General features: G+C 37.1%; 22 protein-coding genes, 2 pseudogenes and 1 riboswitch. Of the genes and pseudogenes, 10 read left to right on the top strand and 14 right to left on the bottom strand.

The window, feature by feature from the left end:
• Nucleotides 1-18: 18 nt before the first annotated feature.
• Nucleotides 19-360 carry an SCP2 sterol-binding domain-containing protein gene (locus JFU50_RS04985; protein ID WP_207198777.1) on the top strand — a complete coding sequence of 114 codons (342 nt, stop codon included), beginning with the start codon at nt 19-21 and terminating at the stop codon, nt 358-360.
• A gap of 172 nt (nt 361-532) precedes the next feature.
• Here JFU50_RS04985 and JFU50_RS04980 read toward each other — a convergent pair whose 3' ends face one another.
• Nucleotides 533-742 carry a heavy-metal-associated domain-containing protein gene (locus JFU50_RS04980; protein WP_053344681.1) on the bottom strand — a complete coding sequence of 70 codons (210 nt, stop codon included), beginning with the start codon at nt 740-742 and terminating at the stop codon, nt 533-535.
• A 118-nt stretch (nt 743-860) separates the two neighbouring features.
• On the opposite strand from JFU50_RS04980, the gene JFU50_RS04975 reads away from it, so the two are divergent.
• Complete coding sequence (locus tag JFU50_RS04975; protein ID WP_056530917.1) at nt 861-1,040, top strand: hypothetical protein; 180 nt, start codon at nt 861-863, stop codon at nt 1,038-1,040.
• Between the two features lie 362 nt (nt 1,041-1,402).
• On the top strand, nt 1,403-2,572 hold the full coding sequence (gene yhbH / locus JFU50_RS04970; protein WP_201182353.1) for a sporulation protein YhbH: 1,170 nt from the start codon (nt 1,403-1,405) through the stop codon (nt 2,570-2,572).
• Nucleotides 2,573-2,985: 413 nt separating this feature from the next.
• On the opposite strand, the pseudogene JFU50_RS04965 reads toward yhbH, so the two are convergent.
• From JFU50_RS04965 to JFU50_RS04950, 4 genes and pseudogenes are all read right to left on the bottom strand, one after another.
• Nucleotides 2,986-3,210: pseudogene (locus JFU50_RS04965) on the bottom strand (NAD(P)H-dependent oxidoreductase); the annotation flags it as partial.
• Nucleotides 3,211-3,259: 49 nt separating this feature from the next.
• Nucleotides 3,260-4,486 carry a CynX/NimT family MFS transporter gene (locus JFU50_RS04960; protein ID WP_201221935.1) on the bottom strand — a complete coding sequence of 409 codons (1,227 nt, stop codon included), beginning with the start codon at nt 4,484-4,486 and terminating at the stop codon, nt 3,260-3,262.
• Between the two features lie 16 nt (nt 4,487-4,502).
• Nucleotides 4,503-5,180 carry a FadR/GntR family transcriptional regulator gene (locus JFU50_RS04955; protein WP_201182349.1) on the bottom strand — a complete coding sequence of 226 codons (678 nt, stop codon included), beginning with the start codon at nt 5,178-5,180 and terminating at the stop codon, nt 4,503-4,505.
• Between the two features lie 428 nt (nt 5,181-5,608).
• The gene (locus JFU50_RS04950; RefSeq protein ID WP_201221933.1) at nt 5,609-6,991 is read right to left on the bottom strand and encodes an amino acid permease; all 1,383 of its coding nucleotides are present in this window, start codon (nt 6,989-6,991) and stop codon (nt 5,609-5,611) included.
• A 1,076-nt stretch (nt 6,992-8,067) separates the two neighbouring features.
• Between JFU50_RS04950 and JFU50_RS31915 the strand changes: the two are divergent.
• Nucleotides 8,068-8,181: pseudogene (locus tag JFU50_RS31915) on the top strand (YjcZ family sporulation protein); the annotation flags it as partial.
• 134 nt (nt 8,182-8,315) lie between these two features.
• On the opposite strand, the gene JFU50_RS04940 reads toward JFU50_RS31915, so the two are convergent.
• The 3 genes from JFU50_RS04940 to JFU50_RS04930 form a co-directional block, all read right to left on the bottom strand.
• Nucleotides 8,316-8,489: a hypothetical protein gene (locus tag JFU50_RS04940; RefSeq protein ID WP_157444081.1), complete on the bottom strand. Its 174-nt coding sequence runs from the start codon at nt 8,487-8,489 to the stop codon at nt 8,316-8,318.
• A gap of 93 nt (nt 8,490-8,582) precedes the next feature.
• On the bottom strand, nt 8,583-9,977 hold the full coding sequence (locus JFU50_RS04935; protein WP_242485324.1) for a cytochrome P450: 1,395 nt from the start codon (nt 9,975-9,977) through the stop codon (nt 8,583-8,585).
• Nucleotides 9,978-10,399: 422 nt separating this feature from the next.
• Nucleotides 10,400-10,540: a hypothetical protein gene (locus tag JFU50_RS04930; protein WP_201221931.1), complete on the bottom strand. Its 141-nt coding sequence runs from the start codon at nt 10,538-10,540 to the stop codon at nt 10,400-10,402.
• A 156-nt stretch (nt 10,541-10,696) separates the two neighbouring features.
• Nucleotides 10,697-10,840, top strand: a riboswitch (cyclic di-AMP (ydaO/yuaA leader).
• Between the two features lie 151 nt (nt 10,841-10,991).
• Here JFU50_RS04930 and JFU50_RS04925 point away from each other — a divergent pair.
• From JFU50_RS04925 to JFU50_RS04915, 3 genes are all read left to right on the top strand, one after another.
• Nucleotides 10,992-12,818, top strand: a complete 1,827-nt coding sequence (locus tag JFU50_RS04925) for an APC family permease (RefSeq protein ID WP_201182343.1) — start codon at nt 10,992-10,994, stop codon at nt 12,816-12,818.
• A 589-nt stretch (nt 12,819-13,407) separates the two neighbouring features.
• Nucleotides 13,408-14,262: a RhaT/GlcU family sugar-proton symporter gene (locus JFU50_RS04920; protein WP_190270240.1), complete on the top strand. Its 855-nt coding sequence runs from the start codon at nt 13,408-13,410 to the stop codon at nt 14,260-14,262.
• 15 nt (nt 14,263-14,277) lie between these two features.
• Nucleotides 14,278-15,063, top strand: a complete 786-nt coding sequence (locus JFU50_RS04915; protein WP_053344696.1) for an SDR family oxidoreductase — start codon at nt 14,278-14,280, stop codon at nt 15,061-15,063.
• A gap of 315 nt (nt 15,064-15,378) precedes the next feature.
• On the opposite strand, the gene JFU50_RS04910 is transcribed toward JFU50_RS04915, so the two are convergent.
• Nucleotides 15,379-15,924, bottom strand: coding sequence for an NADPH-dependent FMN reductase (locus JFU50_RS04910; RefSeq protein ID WP_201182337.1), 546 nt, complete (start codon nt 15,922-15,924; stop codon nt 15,379-15,381).
• A gap of 146 nt (nt 15,925-16,070) precedes the next feature.
• A complete protein-coding gene (sfnG, locus tag JFU50_RS04905; RefSeq protein WP_201182335.1) occupies nt 16,071-17,180 on the bottom strand; it encodes a dimethylsulfone monooxygenase SfnG in 1,110 nt (369 codons plus the stop codon).
• A gap of 409 nt (nt 17,181-17,589) precedes the next feature.
• Between sfnG and JFU50_RS04900 the strand changes: the two genes are divergently transcribed.
• Entirely contained in the window at nt 17,590-18,774 is a 1,185-nt protein-coding gene (locus tag JFU50_RS04900) for an acyl-CoA dehydrogenase family protein (RefSeq protein WP_201221929.1), read from the top strand.
• Between the two features lie 26 nt (nt 18,775-18,800).
• Here JFU50_RS04900 and JFU50_RS04895 read toward each other — a convergent pair whose 3' ends face one another.
• Complete coding sequence (locus tag JFU50_RS04895) at nt 18,801-19,775, bottom strand: bile acid:sodium symporter family protein (RefSeq protein WP_201221927.1); 975 nt, start codon at nt 19,773-19,775, stop codon at nt 18,801-18,803.
• A 201-nt stretch (nt 19,776-19,976) separates the two neighbouring features.
• Between JFU50_RS04895 and lepB the strand changes: the two genes are divergently transcribed.
• Complete coding sequence (gene lepB, locus JFU50_RS04890) at nt 19,977-20,525, top strand: signal peptidase I (protein WP_201221925.1); 549 nt, start codon at nt 19,977-19,979, stop codon at nt 20,523-20,525.
• Nucleotides 20,526-20,689: 164 nt separating this feature from the next.
• A complete protein-coding gene (cobT, locus tag JFU50_RS04885) occupies nt 20,690-21,736 on the top strand; it encodes a nicotinate-nucleotide--dimethylbenzimidazole phosphoribosyltransferase (protein WP_201221923.1) in 1,047 nt (348 codons plus the stop codon).
• A 136-nt stretch (nt 21,737-21,872) separates the two neighbouring features.
• On the opposite strand, the gene JFU50_RS04880 is transcribed toward cobT, so the two are convergent.
• The 3 genes from JFU50_RS04880 to JFU50_RS04875 all read right to left on the bottom strand — a co-directional run bounded on the left by JFU50_RS04880 (nt 21,873) and on the right by JFU50_RS04875 (nt 24,439).
• Complete coding sequence (locus tag JFU50_RS04880; protein WP_201225012.1) at nt 21,873-22,100, bottom strand: zinc-binding dehydrogenase; 228 nt, start codon at nt 22,098-22,100, stop codon at nt 21,873-21,875.
• Between the two features lie 328 nt (nt 22,101-22,428).
• Nucleotides 22,429-22,560 (bottom strand): hypothetical protein, encoded by a 132-nt coding sequence (locus tag JFU50_RS31360; protein WP_269083720.1) that lies wholly within the window; start codon nt 22,558-22,560, stop codon nt 22,429-22,431.
• A 484-nt stretch (nt 22,561-23,044) separates the two neighbouring features.
• On the bottom strand, nt 23,045-24,439 hold the full coding sequence (locus tag JFU50_RS04875; protein WP_201221921.1) for a sigma-54 interaction domain-containing protein: 1,395 nt from the start codon (nt 24,437-24,439) through the stop codon (nt 23,045-23,047).
• Nucleotides 24,440-24,510 lie beyond the last annotated feature (71 nt).

Here is a 24,510-nt window from a genome sequence, read left to right as displayed (position 1 = left end):
ATCATCTGAAACAGATTGATGGAGGGATTACATATAGGTGTAATCACTGAGTTGAATAAATTAGCTGAGAAAATCAATGATAACCCAGAGCATATTCAAAACGAAAAAAATCGTGTGTATCAATTCAATATTGATGAAATTGGTCCCGTTCAACTGTTGATCAAAGATGGACAAGTTGAAGTGGTCAAAGGTACATCACATGATCCAGAAGTGACATTGAAATTATCAGAGGGAAATTTATCAAAGTTATTAAAGGATGAATTAAATACTGCTATTGCCTTCATGACAGGTGGCTTAAAGGTAGATGGAAACATCAGCCTTGCTCTGAAACTGCAGGAATTTGTAAAATGTTATAATTAAAAAATACCGAACTCTTCCAGCAGTAGAAGAGTTCGGTATTTTTATGATCAGAATTTATTTCTTACGGTAGCTAGGAAGTAACGACTGCAAAGTAAGAAGCCAGTATAAGTTGTATAAGTGTAGCAACGCCTTAGTCATCGCCCTTACAGGATCGCCAATCAATTAGTTTTCTTTATTTGGTGACATTCAACCCATACTGTTCAATAAGTGTCACAAGTTGTCCGGGTGAAAGTTTGTCTTCACTATAATCAATTTTGATTTCCCCGTCATCAACATCGATGATCGCACGCTCTACCCCGTCTGTAGACAATAGAATGGACTCTAGATTTATTATTGGTCCTTCAGATGTTGCTTCCTTTACATAGAGTGTGGTTGTTTGCATACTCCTTTCACCTCCAAGAGATTTGTTCATATGTCTTATCTATACCCTATCTTTCCGATACCTATGTAACGTTTTGGATTTGGAAATATTGGGTATCAATAAGTAGAGGTGATGGAAAATGAGTAAAGAAGAATTGAAACGAGATCATGTTCCTGAAAATAGCTCTATGGCTAAGGATTATGAGGAGATGAAAGAACTTGGCAAACAGATGGAAAATCAAAGGACGAATGAAGAATTGAAAGAGTGGGATAAACGCCCAGGTACAGTCCAACATGAAATAGAGGAAGAAAAAGATTGAAAAAGTCCTCAACTAGAATAAATCTATCTGTGTAAAAAGGGTGTCCAGAAAGTTACTGGGGCACCCTTTTGTTGTTTAGTGAAAAACAGAAATTTTTAAGTTTGACCCTTGAAAAAACCGTACAAGATCTCCTATATTATGCAATGCTTGTCTAATTTTATAGGCAATCGTCCATTATCGAATTTTTTTGTAAATTATCCTTTATCGCTGCATAAGATAGAGTAATACTTTTCTTTTAGTCCGTTGTTTCCGGACTGTATTTTATTTATGTGAAAAACCGGAATGATGTGGGCTTTCTCACACTAACTTATTATATGAAGGAATGATGAAAAGCGTGCAAACATTTATAAGGGGGGAAGAGAATGTCGGAAGAGAATAATCAACAATATGTGATTTCACAGGAAAATTGGTCCCTCCATCGAAAAGGCTATGATGATCAACAACGCCATCAGGAAAAGGTGCAGGAAGCAATTAAGAATAATCTACCTGATTTAATTTCAGAAGAAAGCATTGTAATGTCTAATGGACGGGATGTTATTAAGATCCCTATTCGCTCCTTGGATGAATATAAAATTCGTTATAACTATGATAAAAACAAACATGTAGGTCAAGGCGATGGCGATAGTAAAGTAGGGGATGTGGTCGCAAGAGATGGCTCACCATCCGATGCCGGAGGAGGCAAAGGGCAGGGTGCAGGTGACAAGGCAGGCGAGGATTATTATGAAGCCGAAGTGTCAATGATGGAACTAGAAGAAGCACTGTTCAGCCAGTTAGAACTGCCTAATCTTCAGAAAAAAGAACAAGCGGAGCATACGCTTGAGCATATTGAATTCAACGATATTCGCAAGACAGGCTTAATGGGGAATATTGATAAAAAGAAAACCATGATATCCGCTTTCAAACGAAATGCCTTAAGCGGCGACCCAGGTTTTCATCCAATTTATAAGGAAGATTTTAAATTCAAAACGTGGAATGAAATACAAAAACCGGACTCCAAAGCAGTCGTATTGGCAATGATGGATACTTCCGGAAGTATGGGTCTATGGGAAAAGTACATGGCCCGAAGCTTCTTCTTTTGGATGAACCGATTCTTGCGGACAAAATATGAAACAGTTGAAATCGAGTTTATTGCCCACCATACAGAAGCGAAAGTGGTACCGGAAGAAGATTTCTTTTCGAAAGGGGAAAGCGGCGGTACAATTTGTTCTTCCGTATATCGAAAAGCATTAGAACTTATTGATCATAAATATGACCCTGTGAAGTTTAACATTTATCCATTTCATTTTTCCGATGGTGACAATCTCACGTCTGATAACGTTCGATGCGTAAAGCTTGTGGAAGAACTCATGAAGGTTTCCAATATGTTTGGCTATGGGGAAGTCAATCAATACAATCGCCATTCGACATTGATGACAGCTTATAAGAATATCGACAATGAAAAATTCCGGTATTATATTCTTAAGCAAAAAGCTGACGTTTTCCACGCGATGAAGAGCTTTTTTAAAGACGAAGAAAGTAAGAAGTATGCATAAAAAAGGAAACCTGTTGATCTAAATAGTTTAATTCAATTATATATAGCGATATTTAAATCAATATAATAGTAGGTAAAAGACGTGCGGTTCACATAGTACGTCTTTTTTTAAATTTTTGTTTTTTATACAGGTGAGGGAGATAAGATACAGCTAATCTAAAGAGGGAGAGTTTGCATAAACTAAGAGGAAATAGAAAGGGATAGGGGAGAATATCCTCGATTTCATGTATGGTTTTTAATAGTATGGAAGTCAGATTCAAATGAGCTGACCTACTAATTTGAAAAAGTAAGAAGTTTGGCTGGTCATTGCAACATCACAGCGATATGAAATTACTTACGATTCATAAAGTGGAATTGCATATAAAAGTAGCCGTTGCTCAACAGGAGCAACGGCTACTTTTACATCTACTATACTTATATCATTCGTTTCGTTACTTCAACGACACGTTGTCCTAACGCTTTCCCAAGTTCTTTATCATGATCAGTTATAAGCACATCACTTTCAACTGGACATGAAATCCCTACACCATAATACGATCCACCATAAAGCGTATTTTCAGGAATATTCCCCGGTAAACCAACAATAATCATCCCTTGGTGAAGCATAGGTGTAATAAGTTTTAATAAGGTTGCCTCTAGACGCTTAAAAAAGCACGATATTTGTGCACAGAAACATTTATTAAAGCGATTAATGAGTTGTTACATATTCGTTTTTTCCTGCACGCATTCCAACTATGAAAATTAGAGCTGATACTACGATTAACATTAATAAGGGAATCGTCCAACTGTGTGTAATGTCATGTAGCCCTCCAAATAATACTGGTCCAACAGCAGCTAAAAGATAACCAAATGATTGAGCCATTCCGGATAGTTCCGTCGCCTCATGGGTACTTTGTGTACGAAGACTAAAGAACATCATGGATAAACTAAATATAGTTCCGACTCCAACCCCAATCAAAATCATGCATACTGGGATAAGCAGCGTGCTTCCGTACAAAATACCGAATATCCCTACAATAAGAAAAATAACAGGAGGGACTACTAACAAACGCTGACTTTGTATGCGTCCAGCTAAAATTGGCACAATGAATGTTATAGGAATGACGGCAAGCTGCATGATGGATAGCATCCAGCCAGCTTCATCAGCATTTAGTCCTTTTTGCTCCAGAATTTCTGGCATCCAGGTAATTACTGTATAAAAGATAAACGATTGCAGTCCCATGAATAAAGTGATCTGCCATGCTAAACCCGAACGCCATAAGTTAATGTTTTTTACCTTTTGAGCCGTTTGTTCATCCTTATCGGACTTGAATGGCTTTTTTAATTGTGGCATCCAAAAGAAAACGGTAATAAGAGATAAGATTCCCCAACATCCAAGTGCACCAGCCCATCCTAACCCTGATAAAGAGGAAATGGGAATACTGATACCGGATCCTATTGCACCACATAAATTCATGGAAACTGCATAAACCCCTGTCATCAAACCGATATTCCGTGCAAAGTTATGTTTAATAAGACTGGGTAACAATACATTGCCAATAGCGATGGCTAACCCAATTAAAATGGTTCCTAAAAACAATGTCGTCACTCCGCCAATAGATCGTATCCCAATCCCAATCGTTAATAAGATTAAGGAAATGAATAGGGTAAGCTCCATTCCAAAACGTCGAGCTAACTTAGGTGCAAATGGAGATAAGAGTGCAAAAGCAAGTAAAGGCAATGTTGTTAATGAACCTGATAGTGTATTGGATATTCCCAAATTATCCCGAATCGAAGTTACCAGAGGTCCTACAGAAGTTAAAGGAGCTCTTAGGTTGGCCCCAATCAGAATGATCCCGATAATAAGTAGTCCAATTCTAGGTTTAAGATCTATTTTTGTTTGTTCTAGTTGATTTGCCGCTTGATGAATACCCATAATTTGTCCTCCGTACTTAGACTAAAGATTTTTTGAATTGTGTAATGTATTCATTCACTGTTTCAATTGCCCGATTTACATCTTGTTCGATGATGGCATCTACAAGGTTACAATGAATGTTCAAATGAAAGTTCGCACCTGAACTCATCTCAGCTATCTGATGGATGGAAGCATGCAAAGAATCTTCCATATGTTCGTACAAATCAATCAATAAATCATTATGTGATGAACCCATAATTGATTTATGTAACTGAATATCAGCTTCTTCGTAAGCCTTACTATCCTTTGCTTCAGCAGCCTTACGACATGCTTCTATATGAATTCTCATCTGTTCTATATCTTCTTGGTCACGTCTTAGTGCAGCTAATTGTGCTCCTTCTCTTTCAAGTGCATGACGAACCTCTAACGTCTCTAATAAACTTGACTGCTGGATCCTTCTTTGAAATGCAACTCCCAGGGCACTTGATGACTTGACGAACGTTCCCTTTCCTTGTTTTGTTACTAAAAGACCTGCATAAACAAGTGATCGTACAGCTTCTCTTAATGTATTTCTACTCACATCGAACTGTTTTATCAAATCCATTTCAGGAGGAATCTGATTTCCAATCTTCCATTCGCCAGATTCGATTAACGATTCAATTTGGGAAACAACTTGTTCTACAAGTGATAAACGATTTGTTTTAGATATGGTCAATATATACACCTCAAATTTGTAGGATGATTGGTTCATTGGTTATTTTAACATATGTATGTTGAAATATAAACAAGAATAATGTTAAAGTACGGGTATTCAAAACTTCCTTCCCCATCCAATTTTCCACCTTGGCTGTATAATGGACACAATTTCCTATAAGAAAAAACATTTCCTATTTAATGTTCATAACTTATACGAGACATGGGGTGTTTTTTCTCTTGTCCCCCATTACTGGGCTGAATTTCGTATGCCGGTAAATGAAAAGGCTCGAATAATACAGTCTGGATTATTGCAAAAGAACTTTCTCAATTGTACAGAAAGTCTTTAATATTGGAGAAAAAAGCCCTGAAATCAAAAATTTCAGGGCTTCATTTCTTATAAGGTACTTTATGTTAAAACAAATAAGGAATTATAAAAAAGTCTGGGAATTAAATTCCCAGACTTAATTGTAATTCAAAAGAAGTATGTCTATTTCTTAGCTGATTTTTTTGTTTGACTAAAAAAGAGAGCAGGATAAATACTGCTACAGTTACAAGACATACAGTGGTACCAATTATATTTTGTTTATTAAAGATAAAAGCAATAAAAATAAAGCTTAAAGCTATGATCGCAAATATAGTTGTATATGGGTACCATTTTACCCGGAAACCTGGTTCGTCAGTGTATTGTTTACGGAGCTTCAATTGGGCAGAACATATACTGATCCATAATAATAAAACTGTAAAGCCAGGGATAGCCATTAGATAGCTTAATATCAGATCGGGAGTCAAATAGGATAAAAACACACCAAATAATATACATAATGTAGTTAAAAATATTCCATTAAGTGGGATACCTTTTTTGGTTGTTTTTATAAATACCTTAGGGGCTTCTCTGTTCTGAGAAAGAGTAAACAATGTTCTTGATGTAGCGTATATACCTGAATTTGCAGCTGATAAGACAGCAGTTAAAAGAACGAAATTCATAATATCAGCAGCTCCTGGAAGTCCTGTTAAGCTGAAAACCTGAACGAAAGGACTCTCTTCAGTACTTACTTGGTTCCAAGGTATTACTCCGCAAATAATAAGAATTGGCAAGACGTAAAAAAGGATTACCCGCCATACTGTTCCTTTAATGATTTTTGGTATAACTCGCTGACTGTCTTTGGTTTCTGTGACAGCCACACCAATTAATTCAGCACCCCCATATGAAAACATTACAACTAAAAGTGCACTTAACATGCCTCCAATTCCTTGGGGGAAAAAGCCACCATGTTCCGTATAATTAGAAAATGAAGCGGAACTAGGGAAAATTCCTATCAGAATCAAAGCTCCTAAAATAATAAAAGCAATTAAAGTTATTATTTTAATACCTGCAAACCAAAACTCGAGTTCTCCATAGTATTTTACTTGAAACAAATTTATTCCTATTACTACTGACGCACATAGTATACTTAGTAGCCATAATGGTACAGAAGGAAACCAGTATTGTAAAAAGCTTCCGGCTGCCACTATTTCTACAATGATCACGATAATCCAGTTAAACCAATAGAGCCATCCTACAATAAAGGATAATTGAAACCCAAAAGCTTTATTTATAAGATGTTGTACGTTCAAATTGGGAAAAACGGTTGCCATTTCTCCTAAAGCTGCCATTACAATAAATAACAATAGGCCCCCTATTAAATAGGCTATCACAACACTTGGACCAGCCATATTTAATGTATCTGAGCTCCCCTTAAAGATCCCTGTTCCTATCATTCCTGCTAACGCAATAAACTGGACATGTCTTGGCAATAAGCCCCTTTGTAAATCATGATGAGTCTTTTCCATGTTATTCATGCCTTTCTTCCGTTATTTTAATAAAATATTATTTTAATAAAAATCAAAGGACTCTTCTGTGATTAAACGCTTTTGTGTACTAAAGTAACTATATTAATATATCATAATTCAGAATAATGTCAATTTATGTAGGGGAACAGAAAAATTATATCTTTAACACGAGAGAATGAATTGTGGATATTATTTAAACATATTTTGATACTTATTCTTATTAAAATGTCATTTGTTAAAGTTAATTTATTTTTGTATTAGAATACTCACTTTTAAGGAGGTTATTTTTTAGGAAATAAATGTTGTGAGGAACTACTGAAAATACTTATATCTAGATTCCCGTTCATATAAGTTCATCTTTGTAAACAAAGAACCCAAATCCAAATATGAGGAATTCGGGTTCATTGCTCTTTATAATTTCGATAATGGAATTCTTCTTATCTCCTTTGATTGCCCCTAGCTATCAGGCTCATATAGATGAAGGACTCAAAATTGTTCCCTACTTGCTGCATCTACCTTTGTTTATAGGAGTCCCCATTCTATTATTGATTACAGCATATATAAAGCAAAAAATAAAACCAACAGTTTCATGAAGAGGGAGGCTGTTGGTTTTTTTTTTGGCTGTGAAGATACTCAAAAATAGAAAGAAAAAAATGAATGAAAAGAGGAGAAAGTAATCTTCTCCACGAGCGACTGTAAAATATTGTTTAATGTTATAGAGAGATTGGAACATATTCAAACCCTGTAAGTTGTCAATGACCATAATAAGTAAATACGTACCTAAAAAAATTAATAAAACTGGAAGCATTTTGGCCATGCTATCACCTTCAATCTTTTCTTAAAGTGCGGTTAATCATCTGAAAATATACACTATATAAGTGAGACTTTAAAATATATATAAAGCTGATACAAAATAATTTTCATCCTATTCAATATTCAGTGAAGATCATGAAATAACCAATTATAAGACCAAAAAAAGTTAAATTGTATTATTGCTGTCATTTTCCTGACTAGTGCATAAGATGAACTAACCCATTTAAGTTCTTCTATAAAAACAAATAAGGAGATGTTTCTATATGTCAGGTTGTGAGTCAAGTTGTGACGGCGGATTTGGATTTGGTGGAGGTTTCGCCTTTATAGTTGTTTTGTTTATATTGTTAATAATTGTTGGAGCTAGCTTTTGTGGTGGTGGATACGGTGGTGGATACGACGGTGGATATGCCCCGGTTCAAGGATATGGCGGCTACTGCTAAAAAAATAAAAAAAGCCGACCTTAATAGGGTCGGTTTCTTCTATAATTATTAAAAAGAACTGTGAGGCTATTCTATTCACTCTCACATAACGTGGAGAAAGAAAGTGGATGTAGGTAATCGGTGTCCTGCACCTGTTCACTATCCTGTAGAAATTCTAAATAACCGGCAAATACCTGTGAAGCCATCCCTAGATAGTGCATTTCAGTGTGGATGGTACCCATCTTGTGTGAATGAAGCATATACATTTTCATCCCTCCTTTTGTAATTCAGATGTCCACCAAAATAGGTCCGGCTCTTAAAAACGAAAGTTTTGTTCATGTAATCCATTTTATATTCATTTAAATTTCAGAAGCTCCAGGGTGGAACCCTTCTTCATTTCTTTCTTCTACTATCATGCGCAATCCACGCTTTGGTCTGAGTGTAAGTGTTGTAATTGGTTTTACTTCATGATGGTCCGGTGCTAGCCTAATTCTATATCGTTGAGCAATACACGCTAGGACAAGCACAGCTTCCATCAATGAAAAATAATTACCAATACAAACTCTTGGTCCCCCGCTAAACGGAAAGTAAGCATACGTAGGTAAAGTTTTCAAATAGTTGTTTTCAAATCTCTCAGGAATAAAAGAATCTGGATTATCAAAATACTCCGGCTTGTGCTGCACCACATATGGACTTAGCAAAAACATATCGCCTTTTTTAAAATGATACCCCCCTATTTTCACATTCTCCTCCACTTCCCGTGAAATGATATAGACTGGCGGGTATATGCGAAGTGATTCCCTGATAATATTTTGTGTGTATGTTAATTTCATGAAATCGTCAGGCGTAGGAGTACGGTTGCCTATTACTCTATCTATTTCATTGAAAAGTTTAGTTTCCACTTCTGGATTCTGTGAAAGAAAGTATATGGCCCAGGAAAGCGTATTTGCCGTCGTTTCGTGACCGGCAATGAAGATGGTCATTAGTTCATCGCGTACTTGCTGGTTTGACATACCTAAGCCGTCCTCATCATCTCGAGCCTCCATTAAAATTCCAAGCATATCTTCATGTCTTTCTGCATCTTCCCTACGTTTTTCGATAATGCTATAAATCACTTTATCAAGTCTTTGTATCGCATTTTTATATTCACGGTTGCTTTTAGTTGGAACCCATAAGGGTAATTGAAGAAGTGTTCTCATCCTTTTGACGGAAATTTTCAAGGCTGCTTCCATCGGTTCTCCGACCACATCATACCCATCTTTGAAATCCATGCTGAACATGGTCCTGCTTATTATCCCAAGGGCGATATTCATCATATCTTTCGTAATAATCCGTTCTTTCTCATTTTCCCAAGTTGAAATATAGTCCATTGTTATATCAATCATATCCTGGGCATAATTGCTAATATGGGACTTTTTGAAAGAGGGTTGAATAAGCCTTCTCTGGCGCATGTGAACGTCTTTTTCGCTAGTAAGAAGTCCATCACCAACGAGTGGTTTTATAGCATTGCTGTCCTTTGATTTGACGAAGGATTTTTGTTTCGTTACAAGTATCTGCTTTATTAAATCCGGATTTGAAATGAGGTAAACATTTTGGAAAGGTCCAAAACGAAATTTTGCAACGTCTCCATATTCTTTTGATAAACGGGTAAGAAAGCCAAGTACATCTTTTTGAAACTCCTTTGTATGGCCAGAAATTAGTTTTCCATTTGGGACCATTGGAGTATCATATAAAACTTCATCAGTTTCACTCAATGTTCTTTCTCTCCTTTCGGTAATAATAATTTCTTGTAATCATTCTATGAGAATAAGCTATATTGGTTTGGACAAGTTGTTAAAAGAAAGAGCACATAATTTTTAATTAGTTAATCATAATGAATATACGAGTCCTAAAGGGTGAGGGGAGATTACTAGATTTCCATTCGTACTCAACTAAAAATAAAGTTTTCTCTATAAGTTGAGTATAGAAAAATTACAAATCGTGAGAGCGTATTTTGAGCTGATAAGAAACCACAAAGAGGAGAGAAGTACAAATGGTAGTTCCTAATTTACTGGTAATAAACAGGTGAGGAATTAAAGGTGTCTAGTGTGAAAAAACTCTGGGTGAGAGGAATCCAGAGTTTTTTTTTGGGATATTCAGAAAGAAATTTCCTTTTGTTAATAAATAAGAGATGTATTCAGCTTCGTTCTTCCCTATCTCTATTTTGGTGCGGATCATTTTTTTCCATTGTAGGACCACCATATTGTTCGTTAATTTCTTTAACCACTTGATCTAAAAATTCATCAGATATTATTGGGTTATCATTTTTTTTTGGCATGTAATTCTCTTCTATCCTTTCTTGGTACCATGCGTCTTAATCACTAATGAAGTATTCGTTAACAACATAACCTCTCTAAGAAAAAATTATTCTTTTTGTTTGCAAATTTTTCATTTACTTTTCCGAATCACGGGAGTATGATATCAACAGTTTCATATTTCTAAATCGCTGAAACCTTATGGTACGGGGGAACCGTTATTAGGATTGTTTTACAATCCAAGGGGTGAATCCTTTCTAGGTAGGGCTACTCAAAGGTCCGAATCCGACAGCTAACCTCGTAAGCGTTATATGAGAAGGAAGGTGGAGCTTGTGAGACAAAAAAATGATGTCTGCAGGTCTATTTAACTATGACTTGTGGGCATTTTTCTATTTTATTCTTGTTTTTTTCGTAAAGTTTTTTTCATATAACTGGGCAAAATAAACTTAATTTGAAAAATGGCGGTGATTTCTAGTGTTATCTTCTATAAAGAGGTTCTTAATAGGCCGGCCTCTAAAATCTACTGCATTAGGTGACCAAAAGCTTAACAAAACAAAAGCTTTGGCCATATTATCTTCTGATGCTTTGTCTTCCGTTGCATATGGCCCGGAACAAATTTTAATTGTTTTAATTACAGTGGGTGCCGCAGCATTTTGGTATTCCATTCCTATCGCCATTGGTGTATTGATTCTGTTAATGGCTTTAATCTTGTCCTATAGACAAATTATCTTTGCTTATCCTCATGGCGGGGGAGCATACGTGGTTTCAAAAAACAATTTGGGTGTAAATCCTGGGCTGATAGCTGGAGGATCTTTGTTAGTCGACTATATCCTAACTGTGGCTGTAAGTGTTTCTGCGGGTACAGATGCCATCACATCTGCTTTTCCCAGCCTACATTCATATAATGTCGTTATTGCTATAATTTTTGTAATTCTTCTTACCATCCTTAACCTAAGAGGGGTAACAGAGTCGGCTTCCGTATTAGCCTATCCAGTGTATCTTTTCGTTTTAGCGTTATTCATTCTGATTGGTGTAGGTGTATACAAAATTTTGACTGGTGAAGTTTCCCCTGACTTACATGCATCAATCGGAACACCAGTAGCAGGGATCAGTTTATTTATACTTCTAAGAGCTTTTGCATCAGGTAGCTCTGCATTAACAGGAGTTGAAGCGATTTCCAATGCGATTCCAAACTTTAAAAATCCAGCGCCTAATAATGCTGCAAAAACATTAATAGCAATGGGTTCCTTACTTGCTGTGTTATTTACGGGTATTGTATTCTTAGCCTATTATTTAAGCATTGTTCCTAGCGCAGAGGTAACTGTTGTTTCACAAATTGCTGAAGAGATATTTGGACGCAACTTTATGTATTTCTTTATCCAAGGAACGACAGCATTAATATTAATTCTTGCTGCCAACACTGGCTATTCTGCTTTCCCTTTGCTTGCGGTAAATCTTGCAAAGGATAAATTCATACCAAGGGCGTTTACAATTAGAGGAGACCGATTAGGATATTCCAATGGAATTATCATACTAGGACTTGCATCAATCATCTTAATAATCGCATTTGGAGGACATACAGAAAATCTTATTCCACTTTATGCGGTAGGGGTATTTATTCCATTTACGTTGTCTCAGTCCGGGATGATTGTTAAATGGATTCGCGAAAAGCCAAAAGGATGGATGATGAAATTAACCATTAATTCAATTGGTGCCATTATTAGCTTTATCGTCACGATGATATTCTTTTTAACCAAATTTACTCAGGTTTGGCCTGTTTTGATTTTTTTACCTATCATCATTGTTATTTTTCATCGAATTAGAAAGCATTATGAAGCAGTTGGTGACCAACTTAGGATTACAACTTGTGAGCCTATATTACCAATAGAAGGGAATATTATTATTGTACCTGTGGCTGGTATAACGCATGTGGTTGAGAACTCCTTAAATTATGCTAAATCTCTTTCAGCACATCAGGTTATTGCCGTTTATGTTGCTTTTGAAAGAGAAGATGAAAAAAAATTCGAAGAAAAATGGAAGAAGTGGCAACCAGATGTTAGACTCGTCACACTGAACTCTTATTACAGAAGTATCATTCAGCCATTAACTAAATTTGTAGATACAGTTGAACATAAAGCGAGGGAATCTAACTATAAGGTTACTGTAATCATTCCACAATTTATTCCGAAGAAAGGCTGGCACAATATTCTTCATAACCAATCTAGTTTACTGATCCGTGCCTACTTACTTTATAGAAGAAATGTAGTTATTACGACAGTACCTTATCATTTGAAGAAATAAAAATATATAACAAGTGATTTCACAGACAGCCTTACTTTGCTGTATTCTCTACCGAAAGAGCAAACCTTAACAGGGTTTGTCTACAGTTTTTTTGAGGGGTTGTAAAAATTCGAACGTTGATTGGAACGTAGGGCACTAAGCTTTCCGCGGGCGGTCAGGGAGCCTCCTCGGCGCCTTTGCGCCTGTGGGGTCTCCCTTGGACACGCTTTTCCCGCAGGAGTCTTGCACCTTCCGCTCCAATGAACTTTGTTTTAACAATTAGAAATAAACACTTTTGCCTACAGTCAGTCTTAGAGCAAACCTTAACTGGGTTTGCTCTTTCTTCAATTTACGCTCTATATTGAGAAAAGAGGGTTACCGCTGGCAATCCTTTTTATGTTGGACAATATTTCTGAAGCTGAATTTGTCTATCCTTTTGAATTTATCATTATCATTCATTAGATTAATTGGTTATTAGATGATCAAAATCTAAGAAGTTTTCATTGATAAAATTACCATGGCTCAATTTCCTTAATGAGAACATATTAAAAAAAGACAAAATAAAATTTCCTGATTTAATGTTTTGAACATACATATGTGGGGGTTGAAGATGGATATATTATTAGCTCTCTTACCGGCACTATTCTGGGGAAGTATCGTTTTATTTAATGTGAAACTTGGTGGTGGTCCCTATAGTCAAACGCTCGGTACAACGATTGGGGCTTTGATTTTTTCTATTGGGGTTTATTTTTTCGCGGATATCAAGTTGTCACCTCTAGTTTTTGGTGTGGGGTTTGTTTCAGGACTTTTTTGGGCTGTTGGACAAGCTAATCAGCTCAAAAGCATTGATTTAATGGGTGTTTCTAAAACAATGCCGATTTCAACGGGATTACAGCTGATTTCTACTACTTTATTTGGAGTCATAGTTTTTCACGAATGGTCTACACTAAAAGCAGTTATTTTAGGCGTACTGGCTTTAGTATTTATTATCATTGGAATCGTGTTGACCTCACTGGAAGATAAAGAATCAAAAGAGAGTAAATCGGGAAACTTGAAAAAGGGAATCGTTATTCTACTCATCTCAACATTTGGTTATTTAGTTTATGTGGTTGTTGCACGTCTCTTTGATGTTAATGGCTGGTCAGCATTGTTTCCTCAAGCAATCGGGATGGTGGTAGGTGGCTTATTATTAACGTTTAAACATAAGCCGTTTAATAAGTATGCAATTCGCAATATCATTCCTGGATTAATATGGGCAGCAGGAAACATGTTTTTATTTATATCACAGCCTCGTGTGGGAGTCGCTACGAGTTTTTCCCTATCTCAAATGGGCATAGTCATCTCAACTCTCGGCGGGATCATCATTTTACGTGAGAAGAAAACAAAGCGCCAATTAATTGGAATCGTTATTGGAATTATCTTGATTATTATAGCTGGGGTTATGCTCGGCCTCGCAAAAAGCTAATTGGAGGATGATAGAATGTATACAGATTTAGAAGGCAAGGTCGTTGTGATAACTGGTTCATCTACTGGTTTAGGAAAAGCAATGGCAATTCGCTTTGCTCAGGAAAAGGCAAAGGTCGTGGTTAATTACCGTACTAAATTAGAGGAAGCAGATAGTGTGTTAGAAGAAATCAAAAAAACAGATGGGGAGGCTATTGCAGTAAAAGGTGATGTCACCGTTGAAGAAGATGTAATTAATCTTGTGCAATCAGCCATAAAGGAATTTGGAAAACTAGACATTTTCATTAATAATGCAGGAATAGAAAATCCAGTACCTTCTCATGAGATGCCCTTAAGCGACTGGAACCGGGTAATTGATACCAATTTAACCGGTAATTTTTTAGGTTGCCGTGAAGCCATCAAGTATTTTGTAGAAAACAACATTAAAGGAAATGTGATAAACATGTCCAGTGTACATGAGAAAATTCCTTGGCCTTTATTTGTTCACTACGCGGCAAGCAAGGGTGGTGTGAAGTTGCTTACGGAAACTTTGGCGTTAGAATATGCGCCAAAAGGTATTCGTGTAAATAGCATTGGTCCTGGTGCAATAGCCACACCAATAAATGCCGACAAGCTTGAAGATCCTGAAAAGAAAAAGGATCTTGAAAGTATGATTCCGATGGGGTACATTGGAAAGCCTGAAGAAATCGCTGCGGTTGCCGTATGGCTGGCATCTTCAGAGTCTAGTTATGTTACGGGCATCACCCTATTTGCTGATGGAGGCATGACGAAATACCCTTCATTTCAAGCGGGAAGAGGATGAAGGCATCTCTTGAACAAACTCATCTTAATATTAATGGTTGAAAATTTACTTCTGGTATAATAGGCGAGCCCTTTTCTATACATAATAAGGGCTTTTCTCAACATAGTTCTTATGAAATAAAACTGAAAGAGCGGCCTTTTACCGGGTTGGCTCGTTCTTCAATCTTTTTAAGACTTTTTAAAAAGGGAAGATGCAAGTTCAGCTAAAAAAGAGTGAATCTGTCTCACAACTTATACTAGGCGTAGGTAGCTTAATGAATAGGTTTGATGCACAAAAAATCCCAGTAGGATCATTCCTACTGGGATTTTTACTAAATTAACGATTATGATGATTAAACCAGGTAATGAAGTTATCAACGACCGTATCTAAAAACTGAACAGTCGGTTCATGAGTAAGAGTACCTTCTTTATCGATTTTTTCATGAACTGCTCCAACATAAACTTCATTTCCAGGAAGCAAAGGAGAGGAGATACCTAGAGCAAATAGAATTTCACGCAAATGTAATTGGGCTTTAACCGTTCCTAAATGTCCCATGGACGCACCCATGATCCATGATGGTTTACCAATCATGACTTTATCTACACGTGATAACCAATCGATAACATTGCCTAATACGCCTGGAATCGTTCCATTGTATTCAGGCGTTACCCACAAGACTGCATCTGCATTGGCCACTTTGCTTTTAAATTCTTTTACCACTACAGGAGGGTCGTTTTCGATATCTTGGTCATAAAAAGGCAAATCCCGAACGTTTAAGATTTCAAGTTCAAACCGTTCTTGATATTGAGTTTGAATAAATTTAGCAAGCTTTAGGTTATAAGATTCTTTACGAATACTCCCTACAATTGCAACAACTTTCATCTTCATTACCTCCGAGTATTTATTTGTATTTTCCATTCGTGTTAATTTGTTCCACTTTGATATTATAATTGTTATTTTATTGAAAGGGAAAAAGGATGCTTATGAAAACTCAAATACTTGTACTACTTCGGAGTATTGTGATCACTTTAAATCAGTGTTGCATTCTTTGCTATTAGCGATATAGTAGCAGTATCTTCTTTTACCTTTGCTTCCTTTTGCCTTACGAGAGGAATTATCTTCTCCCCGAAGACTTGTAAATCTTCTTCGTAGTGCAGGAATCCTGTTAGGATGATATCCACTCCGATTTTTTTCAATTTAATGATGCGGTCCGCAACTTGCTCGGCAGACCCAATTAACCCGGTTTTAAATCCGTCGTTGTATTGAACGAGATCCTCGAATGTTGAGTTTTGCCACATTCCTTCACCTTGTGAAGAAGCTTGACCTGCAAATTTCACTTGGCTTTTAAATCCTTCGACAGCCTTTTGATCTGCATGTAAAACAATATCTGTTAAAACTTGTTTTGCTTTTTCTTCTGTATCACGGACAATCACAAAACCATTGACACCAATCTGAATTTCTCTTCCATTCGAGCGAGCCAGTGATCGTACATGGTCTATTTGTTCTTTTAATTTCTCTAGTGTGTTTCCGTTTATAAAATAAACATCAGACACTCGTCCTGCCATTTCTCTTGCGGCAATAGAGTTGCCACCTTGAAATATTTTGGGAGGGTTAATCGGTTTGGGTTTTAGGGGTGCTTCATTTGTTCGGTAAAAATCACCCTTAAAAGTAGTCGCTTCCTTTGTCCATAAATTCCGTAGAACTTGTATAAACTCTTCAGAACGCCGATAACGTTCATCATGATCTAACCATGGTTCTCCATAACCAGTAAACTCGCCTTTAAACCATCCACTAACGATATTTATGGAAGCACGTCCATTGCTGATATGATCGATTGTTGAGATAATTTTGGCTACGACACCTGGGTGCCATAGTCCAGGAAGAACGGCTGTAATGATATTAATTTTATTAGTCACACTTGCCAATGCAGAAGCAAGCGTAGCAGCTTCTAATTGATTCTCAGCCCCATAGCTTGCAAAGAATCTAGTTTGTAGTAAAACATAATCAAATCCAAGATTTTCGGCCATTTGTGCATATCGTTTATTCGCGTCATACGTCCAACCTGTTCTTTGGGGAATATCCGAAATAACCAGACCTCCACTTACATTTGGTGCCCAATATGCAAATTGTAAACTCATTAAAATTACCTCCTGTTTTTCGGGAATACTCTTATCTAAAAAGCAATTTTTCATAAAGAAAGGCTCTTGTCAGCCTTCAAAAAAGAAGAGTTCGACAAGAGCCTCTGGTAAACCAGTCAGCATTTTTTGTTTTTTTAAGTACGTACACCTTTGTGAGAAAGTTTAATATACATTAAGCCTACCTGTCAAGTGAGTATTGAGAGGCGGATTTGTACCCTTTATAAAAAACCATTCTTAAACATTACTTGACTAATGTGTTTAATAAGATTTAATATTAAAACGAAGATTCTGATAATTAAATAGCCGACTAGGTCACTAGAGGCTCCCAATTCAAGGTGGATTATATCTTGAGAGGGGAGTCTCTTTATTATTTTTGAAAAATCAAGACGAATTAAGGAGGACTCAATTAATGAAAATAGCGAAAGAAAATAAGGCTAATTATCTTGAGATAGCTAACAATCTCGCGAAGGAATTTGCTAAAACAGCAATTGAGCGAGATAAAAGAGGAGGAACGGCAAAATTTGAGCGTGACTTACTTCGTGAAAGTGGTTTGCTTTCGCTTATGATTCCAAAATCCCTAGGAGGGAAAGGGGAAGATTGGAAAACAGTTTTACAATTAACACGTGAACTGGCAAAAGTGGATGGATCGATCGCACATTTATTCGGATATCATTTCTTATGTTTGACATCTGTCCACTTATTCGGATCTCCATTTCAGAAAGAAAAGTTATATAAGGAAACGGCCGAAAAAAATTTGTTCTGGGGAAATGCCTTTAATCCGCGGGATGAAAATTTGCTATTGAAGAAAGAAAACTCACAATGGATATTGAGTGGGAAAAAAAGCTTTTGTTCAGGGGCAATGGATTCTGCCCGCTTATTGATTTCTGCTAAGAGCACAGGTTTTGAACGCCCTGTTATTGCTGTTATTCCAACTAATCGAAAAGGAATTATTATACAGGATGATTGGGATAGTTTTGGACAGCGGCAAACAGACAGCGGGACTGTTATTTTTAATGAAGTGTTACTGAAAAATGAAGAGGTGCTTGATTATTATGAACAAGACCTCCAAGGTTTGTTTCCTACATTAAGGACACATATTGCCCAAACAATTTTGGTTCATGTGATGCTAGGAGTTGCGGAAGGAGCCTTTGAAGAAGCAAAAAACTATACAAAGAATGTGACCCGTCCTTGGTTGACGTCTAATGTAGAAGATGCAACCAGCGATCCCTATACCATTCGCCATTATGGAGAATTATTCGTTCAATTAAAAGCTTCAGCTGCACTGGCTCAAAATGCTGCAGATGCCCTGCAGTTTGTATGGGGAAAAGAGTGGACACTAACTGAGCAGGAACGGGGAGAGTGCGGGATCACAATTGCAACAGCGAAGGTTTCTGTAGCGAAAACGGCATTAGAGGTAACGAATCGTATGTTTGATGTAATGGGTGCAAGAGCTACCTCGGCTAGGTATCAGTATGATCGATTTTGGAGGAATATAAGAACCCATACATTGCATGATCCGATTGAATATAAAATTCGGGATATCGGCAATTGGGCCCTCAATTCTAAGGTGCCTGAAATCACACCTTATTCCTAACGAAGTAAGCATGAATTATTTCAAGTTTAAAAAAAACCATCCGATTTAATCTTTGAAAAACGTCGATGGTAATACTTATCTAATGAATATCCGAAAAAGGAAGCGAGCATCTGTTGAAACAGCATTCCAAGTACTACAGGAACCGCAACGGCAGCCGGGAAATAGGTGGTCGCAAGAACAGCTCCAGCACTGATGTTCCGCATCCCGCCGGTAAAAGTTAAGGTAATGACGTCTTCCTTTTCCCATTTTAATAATTTACCAATTATCCAAGAAAGAGCATAGCCTGAAGCGGCTATAAATAAAACTAAGAAGGTCATGATTATTAATTTTTTGTCGAAATGAGTTAAATAGGGTGCAATTTTTGAACTGTTCAATATTACGACAATTCCTACGCTTAGTTTGGAAAAAGGGGCTAAGCGGGGGGATAGACTTGTTTTTACCTTGCCTTTCGTAGTCTGATTCAAGAACATTGCCAGCATGGACGGAAGAACGACCATTCCGATTAACCCTTTCACCATTGACCACATATCCATTTCGATTGAGCCGCCTCCGAAAAGGGCAACACTGTAAGGAACGATGAATGGAGAGAGCAGGGTGTCGATGAGGATAATGGTTAGAGCAAGTACGGCATTTCCTTTATAAATGGATACCCAAATCATACTGGTGACACCCGTTGGAATGACTACTGATAAAACTAAACCCGTAATCGTGAAGGCATCCCCACGAAAAACTAAATGGCCAAGGGCCCAGGCCCATATTGGCATAAGTACGTGCAGGATGATCAAAACGATGAAAACAGGTAAAGGGTGTGTGACTACCCGTTGCAGTGATTTAAAGTTTGAGCCTAAACTTCCTGCAAATGTGATGAAAGCAAATATCCATGGAACTAGAAATGTGTAGTCAGTTAAATGTTCGGCTAATAAGACGCCAATAACAACGCTTATTGGTGTAATAAGCGGCATAGCTTTATCCATTTGTTTATTAATAGTCTTCAGCATCATTCATTCATCCATCCATTTCCTACGTGAAATTCTTCATAAGTAAGTTTACCATTTTCAATAATACGTATTTTAAAAGAATGAACTTTTGACTTAACGACTTCTACTATATACATAATAAATCCATTTAAGTAAAATATTAATATGAAGAGATTTTTATTTTAGAAATGTTAGCCGTTCAAAATAGAGGAGAGGGGAGTATCTATGCAGAAAGATATAAAAAGTGAAGTATTTTCATGGGTGAAATCTATCCTATTTGCTTTAATAATCGTGTTTATTTGCAACCAGTTTTTATTTACCCCAGTGATTGTTAAAGGTAAATCAATGGAGCCAACTTATGAAAACAATAACAGGATTGTAGTTACAAAAATCGGTAAGATCGAACATTTCGATATGGTCGTATTTCATGCTCCTGATGCAGATAAGAAGTATATCAAAAGGGTGATCGGCCTTCCAGGTGACAGTGTGGAAGTGAAAAAAGACGTACTATATATCAATGGGAAAAAGTATACAGAACCATATTTGAAAACAAATAAAGAGGAAATTCCACCTGAAGAAAATCTGACGGAGAATTTTACCCTGCAAAATCTATTAGGGAAATCCAAAGTACCCAATGGTTATTTATTTGTCATGGGAGATAATCGTAGGGATAGCTGGGATGGCAGAAGATTTGGTTTTATATCCGAGGAATCACTTGTGGGTAAAGTGGAATTTCGTTTCTATCCATTAAGCGAACTAGGGATGCCACAGTAAAAATTATAAACTTGGAATACGCGTGTGTTAATTATCCATATTACTTGAAGAGAAATTTTATAGCGTAATAATATGGACTAAGTTGTATTTATAGCAGATGATAGATTAAGAACCTTTTCCAATGGTTAAGGTTTTTTATTTTGAATTTTGGAGGTTTTTTCATAATGAAGAATGAATTAGCCACTCTCTCCATCCCAATGCTGGATGAAGAAATGGGACAGCAGGTAAAAAGGTATGTGGATTTTCTGACAGTTCCGCAGGGAAGTTTGGGACGGCTGGAAGAATTGATAATTGAATTAGCAAAGATGACAGGTGAAGCCTTTCCTGAAGTATCGAGACCGGGCGTGATTGTGTTTGCAGCCGATCATGGGATTACGGATGAGGGGGTTTCCGCTTATCCAAAAGAAGTGACAGAACAAATGGCTCTCAATTTCCTGAATAACGGAGCCGCCATCAATGTATTCAGCCGTGCGATTCATGCTTTTTTTGACATAGTTGATATCGGGATTGACGCTGATATTGAAGCACCGGAATTAACTTCAAGGAAAGTCCGCCGTGGAACAAGAAACTTCTATAAAGAAGATGCGATGACACGGGAAGAAGTAAACCAAGCGCTTGAAATCGGGTATGAGCGCGCGCAGAAAATGATTGAACAGGGAGCGAAATGTCTAATCCTCGGTGAAATGGGAATCGGAAATACGACAGCTAGTTCTGCAATCATCTCCGTTATTAGCGGGAAGAGCGTAGAATCGCTTGTAGGCCAGGGAACAGGACTAAAAAGTGAAGGTATTTTACATAAACAAAGAGTTATTGAAGAAGCAATCTTATTAAGAAAACCTATTCCTGATGATCCAATCGATATTCTGATGAAAATTGGCGGATTCGAAATTGCCGGGATGGCAGGAGCCATGCTAGCAGCAGCCAATAACCGAATTCCCATTCTTGTAGATGGTTTTATTACAACGACGGCTGCTGTAATTGCAAACCTGATTTCGGGTCGTGCATCTGATTATATGTTTGTCGGACATCAATCCGCAGAGCCGGGACATAGAACGGCCATTGAATTGCTTGGTAAAGAGCCAATTCTTCAACTGGGAATGAGAATAGGAGAAGGAACAGGAGCCGCAGTTGCTTTTCCTATTCTTAAGTCGGCGACATTGGTCATAAAGGAAATGGCAACATTTGAGTCGGCAGGTGTGTCAAACAAATAATAATTATAGTAAGAAGGAGGCTTTCTATATGAAGGCCTCTTATTTTTATGTAAAAAGACCTGCTAAGAAAAAACCATCATGCATCTACCGTGATTTCTTGTTTTTTTACCATGAGCGGTCCGGTGCATCCGCTTTATTAGGTTTTGTTATTATGTTCCAAAGTTATTACTACATTACCCTTTTTGTGTCCTTTTTCTACATAGCTATGAGCCTCGGCAATTTGTTCCAACGGAGAGTGCCTATCTATGACAGATTTTATCTTTCCCGCCTCAATAAGCTCTTTGAGAAAGATTAGATCCTCAGTTCTTCCGGATGTTATTCCACCTATTACTTTCTTGCTGCCTATCATTGAAGTCCAAAGCATTTGAACAACCTGTGGCAGCCCAGCGACAGCTGCAAGATAGAATAACCAGAACAAAGGAGAGTTATTTACTGAAACGTAATATCTCTGTTAGAATTTTCAAGAATATGGATACCGATATTCAGTATTCAAAGTTTAGAAAAGAGAGTTTTTTGATAGACAAAAAGATTACTATCCTTGCTCCACTAATAGGTGCGATTCTTCATTAAGAAGGATCGCCTTTCCTTATGCAGATAAAGGTGCAGGATAGTTGATCTTTGGTGTCGTAATTGAAACTATTCATTAAGAAGAATGTAAATCAGCTAAAAAAGAGGATATTAAATCCTCTCATTTATTTGTCTTTATCTAATTGTTCATCAGATTTTTGGACGATTTCTTTTAATTCTTCTATGTCACCTTTAGCATTAATAATTTCAAAAATCTCATTTAAGCCTTCTGAGGTTTTTTCATCTTCTGTTTTCACTTTACCCCTCCTAATTGTGGTTATTTTTAAGGTCTCCAAAAACTAGAAGATAAAACATAAAAAGAAAAAAAGGATTAGGAAAAGTGTACAAGTTGATTTCATAATATAAACCCCTCCAAATAGGAGAGGTTGTAGAGGTCTTATGTAGTTGTTTAAGTTGGTAACACTTCCCGATATTACACATCAAAGGCTGCTTGTATATTTGTAATTTGAAGTTAGCTAATTAAGTTAATTCTTCCTTACCGGCAATGATATCATTGGTTGCTTAAGCGTCTGCTTGCTGTTGTAATTGGTCATGTAGAATTGAACTTCTGTTTCAGCCGAAAGTATTTTTCTTTTGATATGTGGATCGAAGTGTGTTCGAATTCTAGAGAGAAAGTACTTGTTCAACTACAGGTGCGTTAGTTGATTAAGGAACACAAAAATGACTAAGGAAATCTCAATAGCATTAATTTGATTAAACTTTATTTCAAAGCTACATTACTCAGGAGAGTTGACTTTGATATTTCTTCATTTTTCGAACGACAGAAGGCTGGCTAATGCCTAAAAATTTAGCCATTTCATATGTGGATTTACATTGTTTATGTGCTTTCATCATCATCCATTTTTCCACTTGTTCAAGAGCTGTCTTGAGATCGCTGTCCTCAACCATCATTTGATCGATCATTAGGGTATCATCCTTTTTCTCCAAAGATTCTTGACTATGAAAGTAGGAGGGGAGGAAGCCTGGGAAAATAATGGAGTCTTCGGAAGTCAAAATGAGCCGTTCAATTAAGTTTTCTAATTCACGTACGTTCCCGGACCATTTATGCTGGATGAGGATTTCGTATGTGGATGGGTGCAATTTCTTGTCGGTCTTGTATTTCTTGTTAATGATCTCGAGATTATGATTGATTAAGATGGCAATATCCTCTTTTCTTTCTCGTAAAGGTGGGATATGGACAGGAATCACGTTTAAGCGGTAATACAAATCGAGCCTAAATGATCCTTTTTCTACCATTTCTTCGAGGTTTTGATTTGTTGCTGTTACGAGCCGAAAGTCTATCTTATGCTCTTTTTTTCCACCCACTCTTTTAAAGTTTTTCTCCTGCAGAACATTTAATAATTTCACCTGCATATCCAGGGGAAGTTCTCCGATTTCATCTAGAAATAAGGTTCCGTTATGTGCCAGTTCAATCAATCCTTGTTTCCCATGCTTTTGCGCCCCTGTGAAGGATCCTGCCTCGTATCCAAACATTTCAGATTCAAAAAGACTTTCTGGAATGGTACTGCAGTTGACTTCGATGAATGGTTCTTTACTGCGATAGCTCTGATTATGGAGCCTTCGGGCAAAGACGCTCTTTCCAACCCCGGATTCCCCGAGAAGCATGACAGTAGCATCCGTTTTTGAAACACGGAGTATCGTTTTGGCGATTTGCCGCATTTCCTTGCTTCGATAGATAAGTTCTTCCTGTTCCCGAAGTTCCTCGACCTCTGTTTGGTAGTCTTGAACCTTTTTCTTCAATTGTCCGTATTGATCCTGTAGGTTTCTAATTTCTGTTTGGTCCTGGGCATAACTAACGACGCGAACCAGTTCACCATCATCATTAAAGATGGGATATGCAGTCGACATGACGATTTTTCCCGTCTTCGTATGTTGCATGATTTGAATAGGTGTCCGTTCTTTCAAAACCATAGCGGTGATCGATGGAGAAAGTATTCCTTCAGTTTCCAGCTGGTAAACCGATTTTCCAAGATAATGGTCGGGCTCAATTCCATAAATCCACCAGTGGTTAGGATTCGTAAATAAAATAAAACCCTTTTCATCGGTCACGGTAATATTGTTATTGGATGTGCTGATGATGGTGTCCAATACTCTTTTCACATTGTTATCACTCATTATTTTCTCCTTATCTATTGTTCTAGTGATTCAAATATAAATCAAAAACAAGGGTAAAATCAAGAATTTTC

The sequence above is a fragment of the Peribacillus sp. TH14 genome, assembly GCF_016651145.1.
GTDB lineage: Bacteria > Bacillota > Bacilli > Bacillales > DSM-1321 > Peribacillus > Peribacillus butanolivorans.
This window is presented reverse-complemented; position numbering and strand designations above follow the sequence as displayed.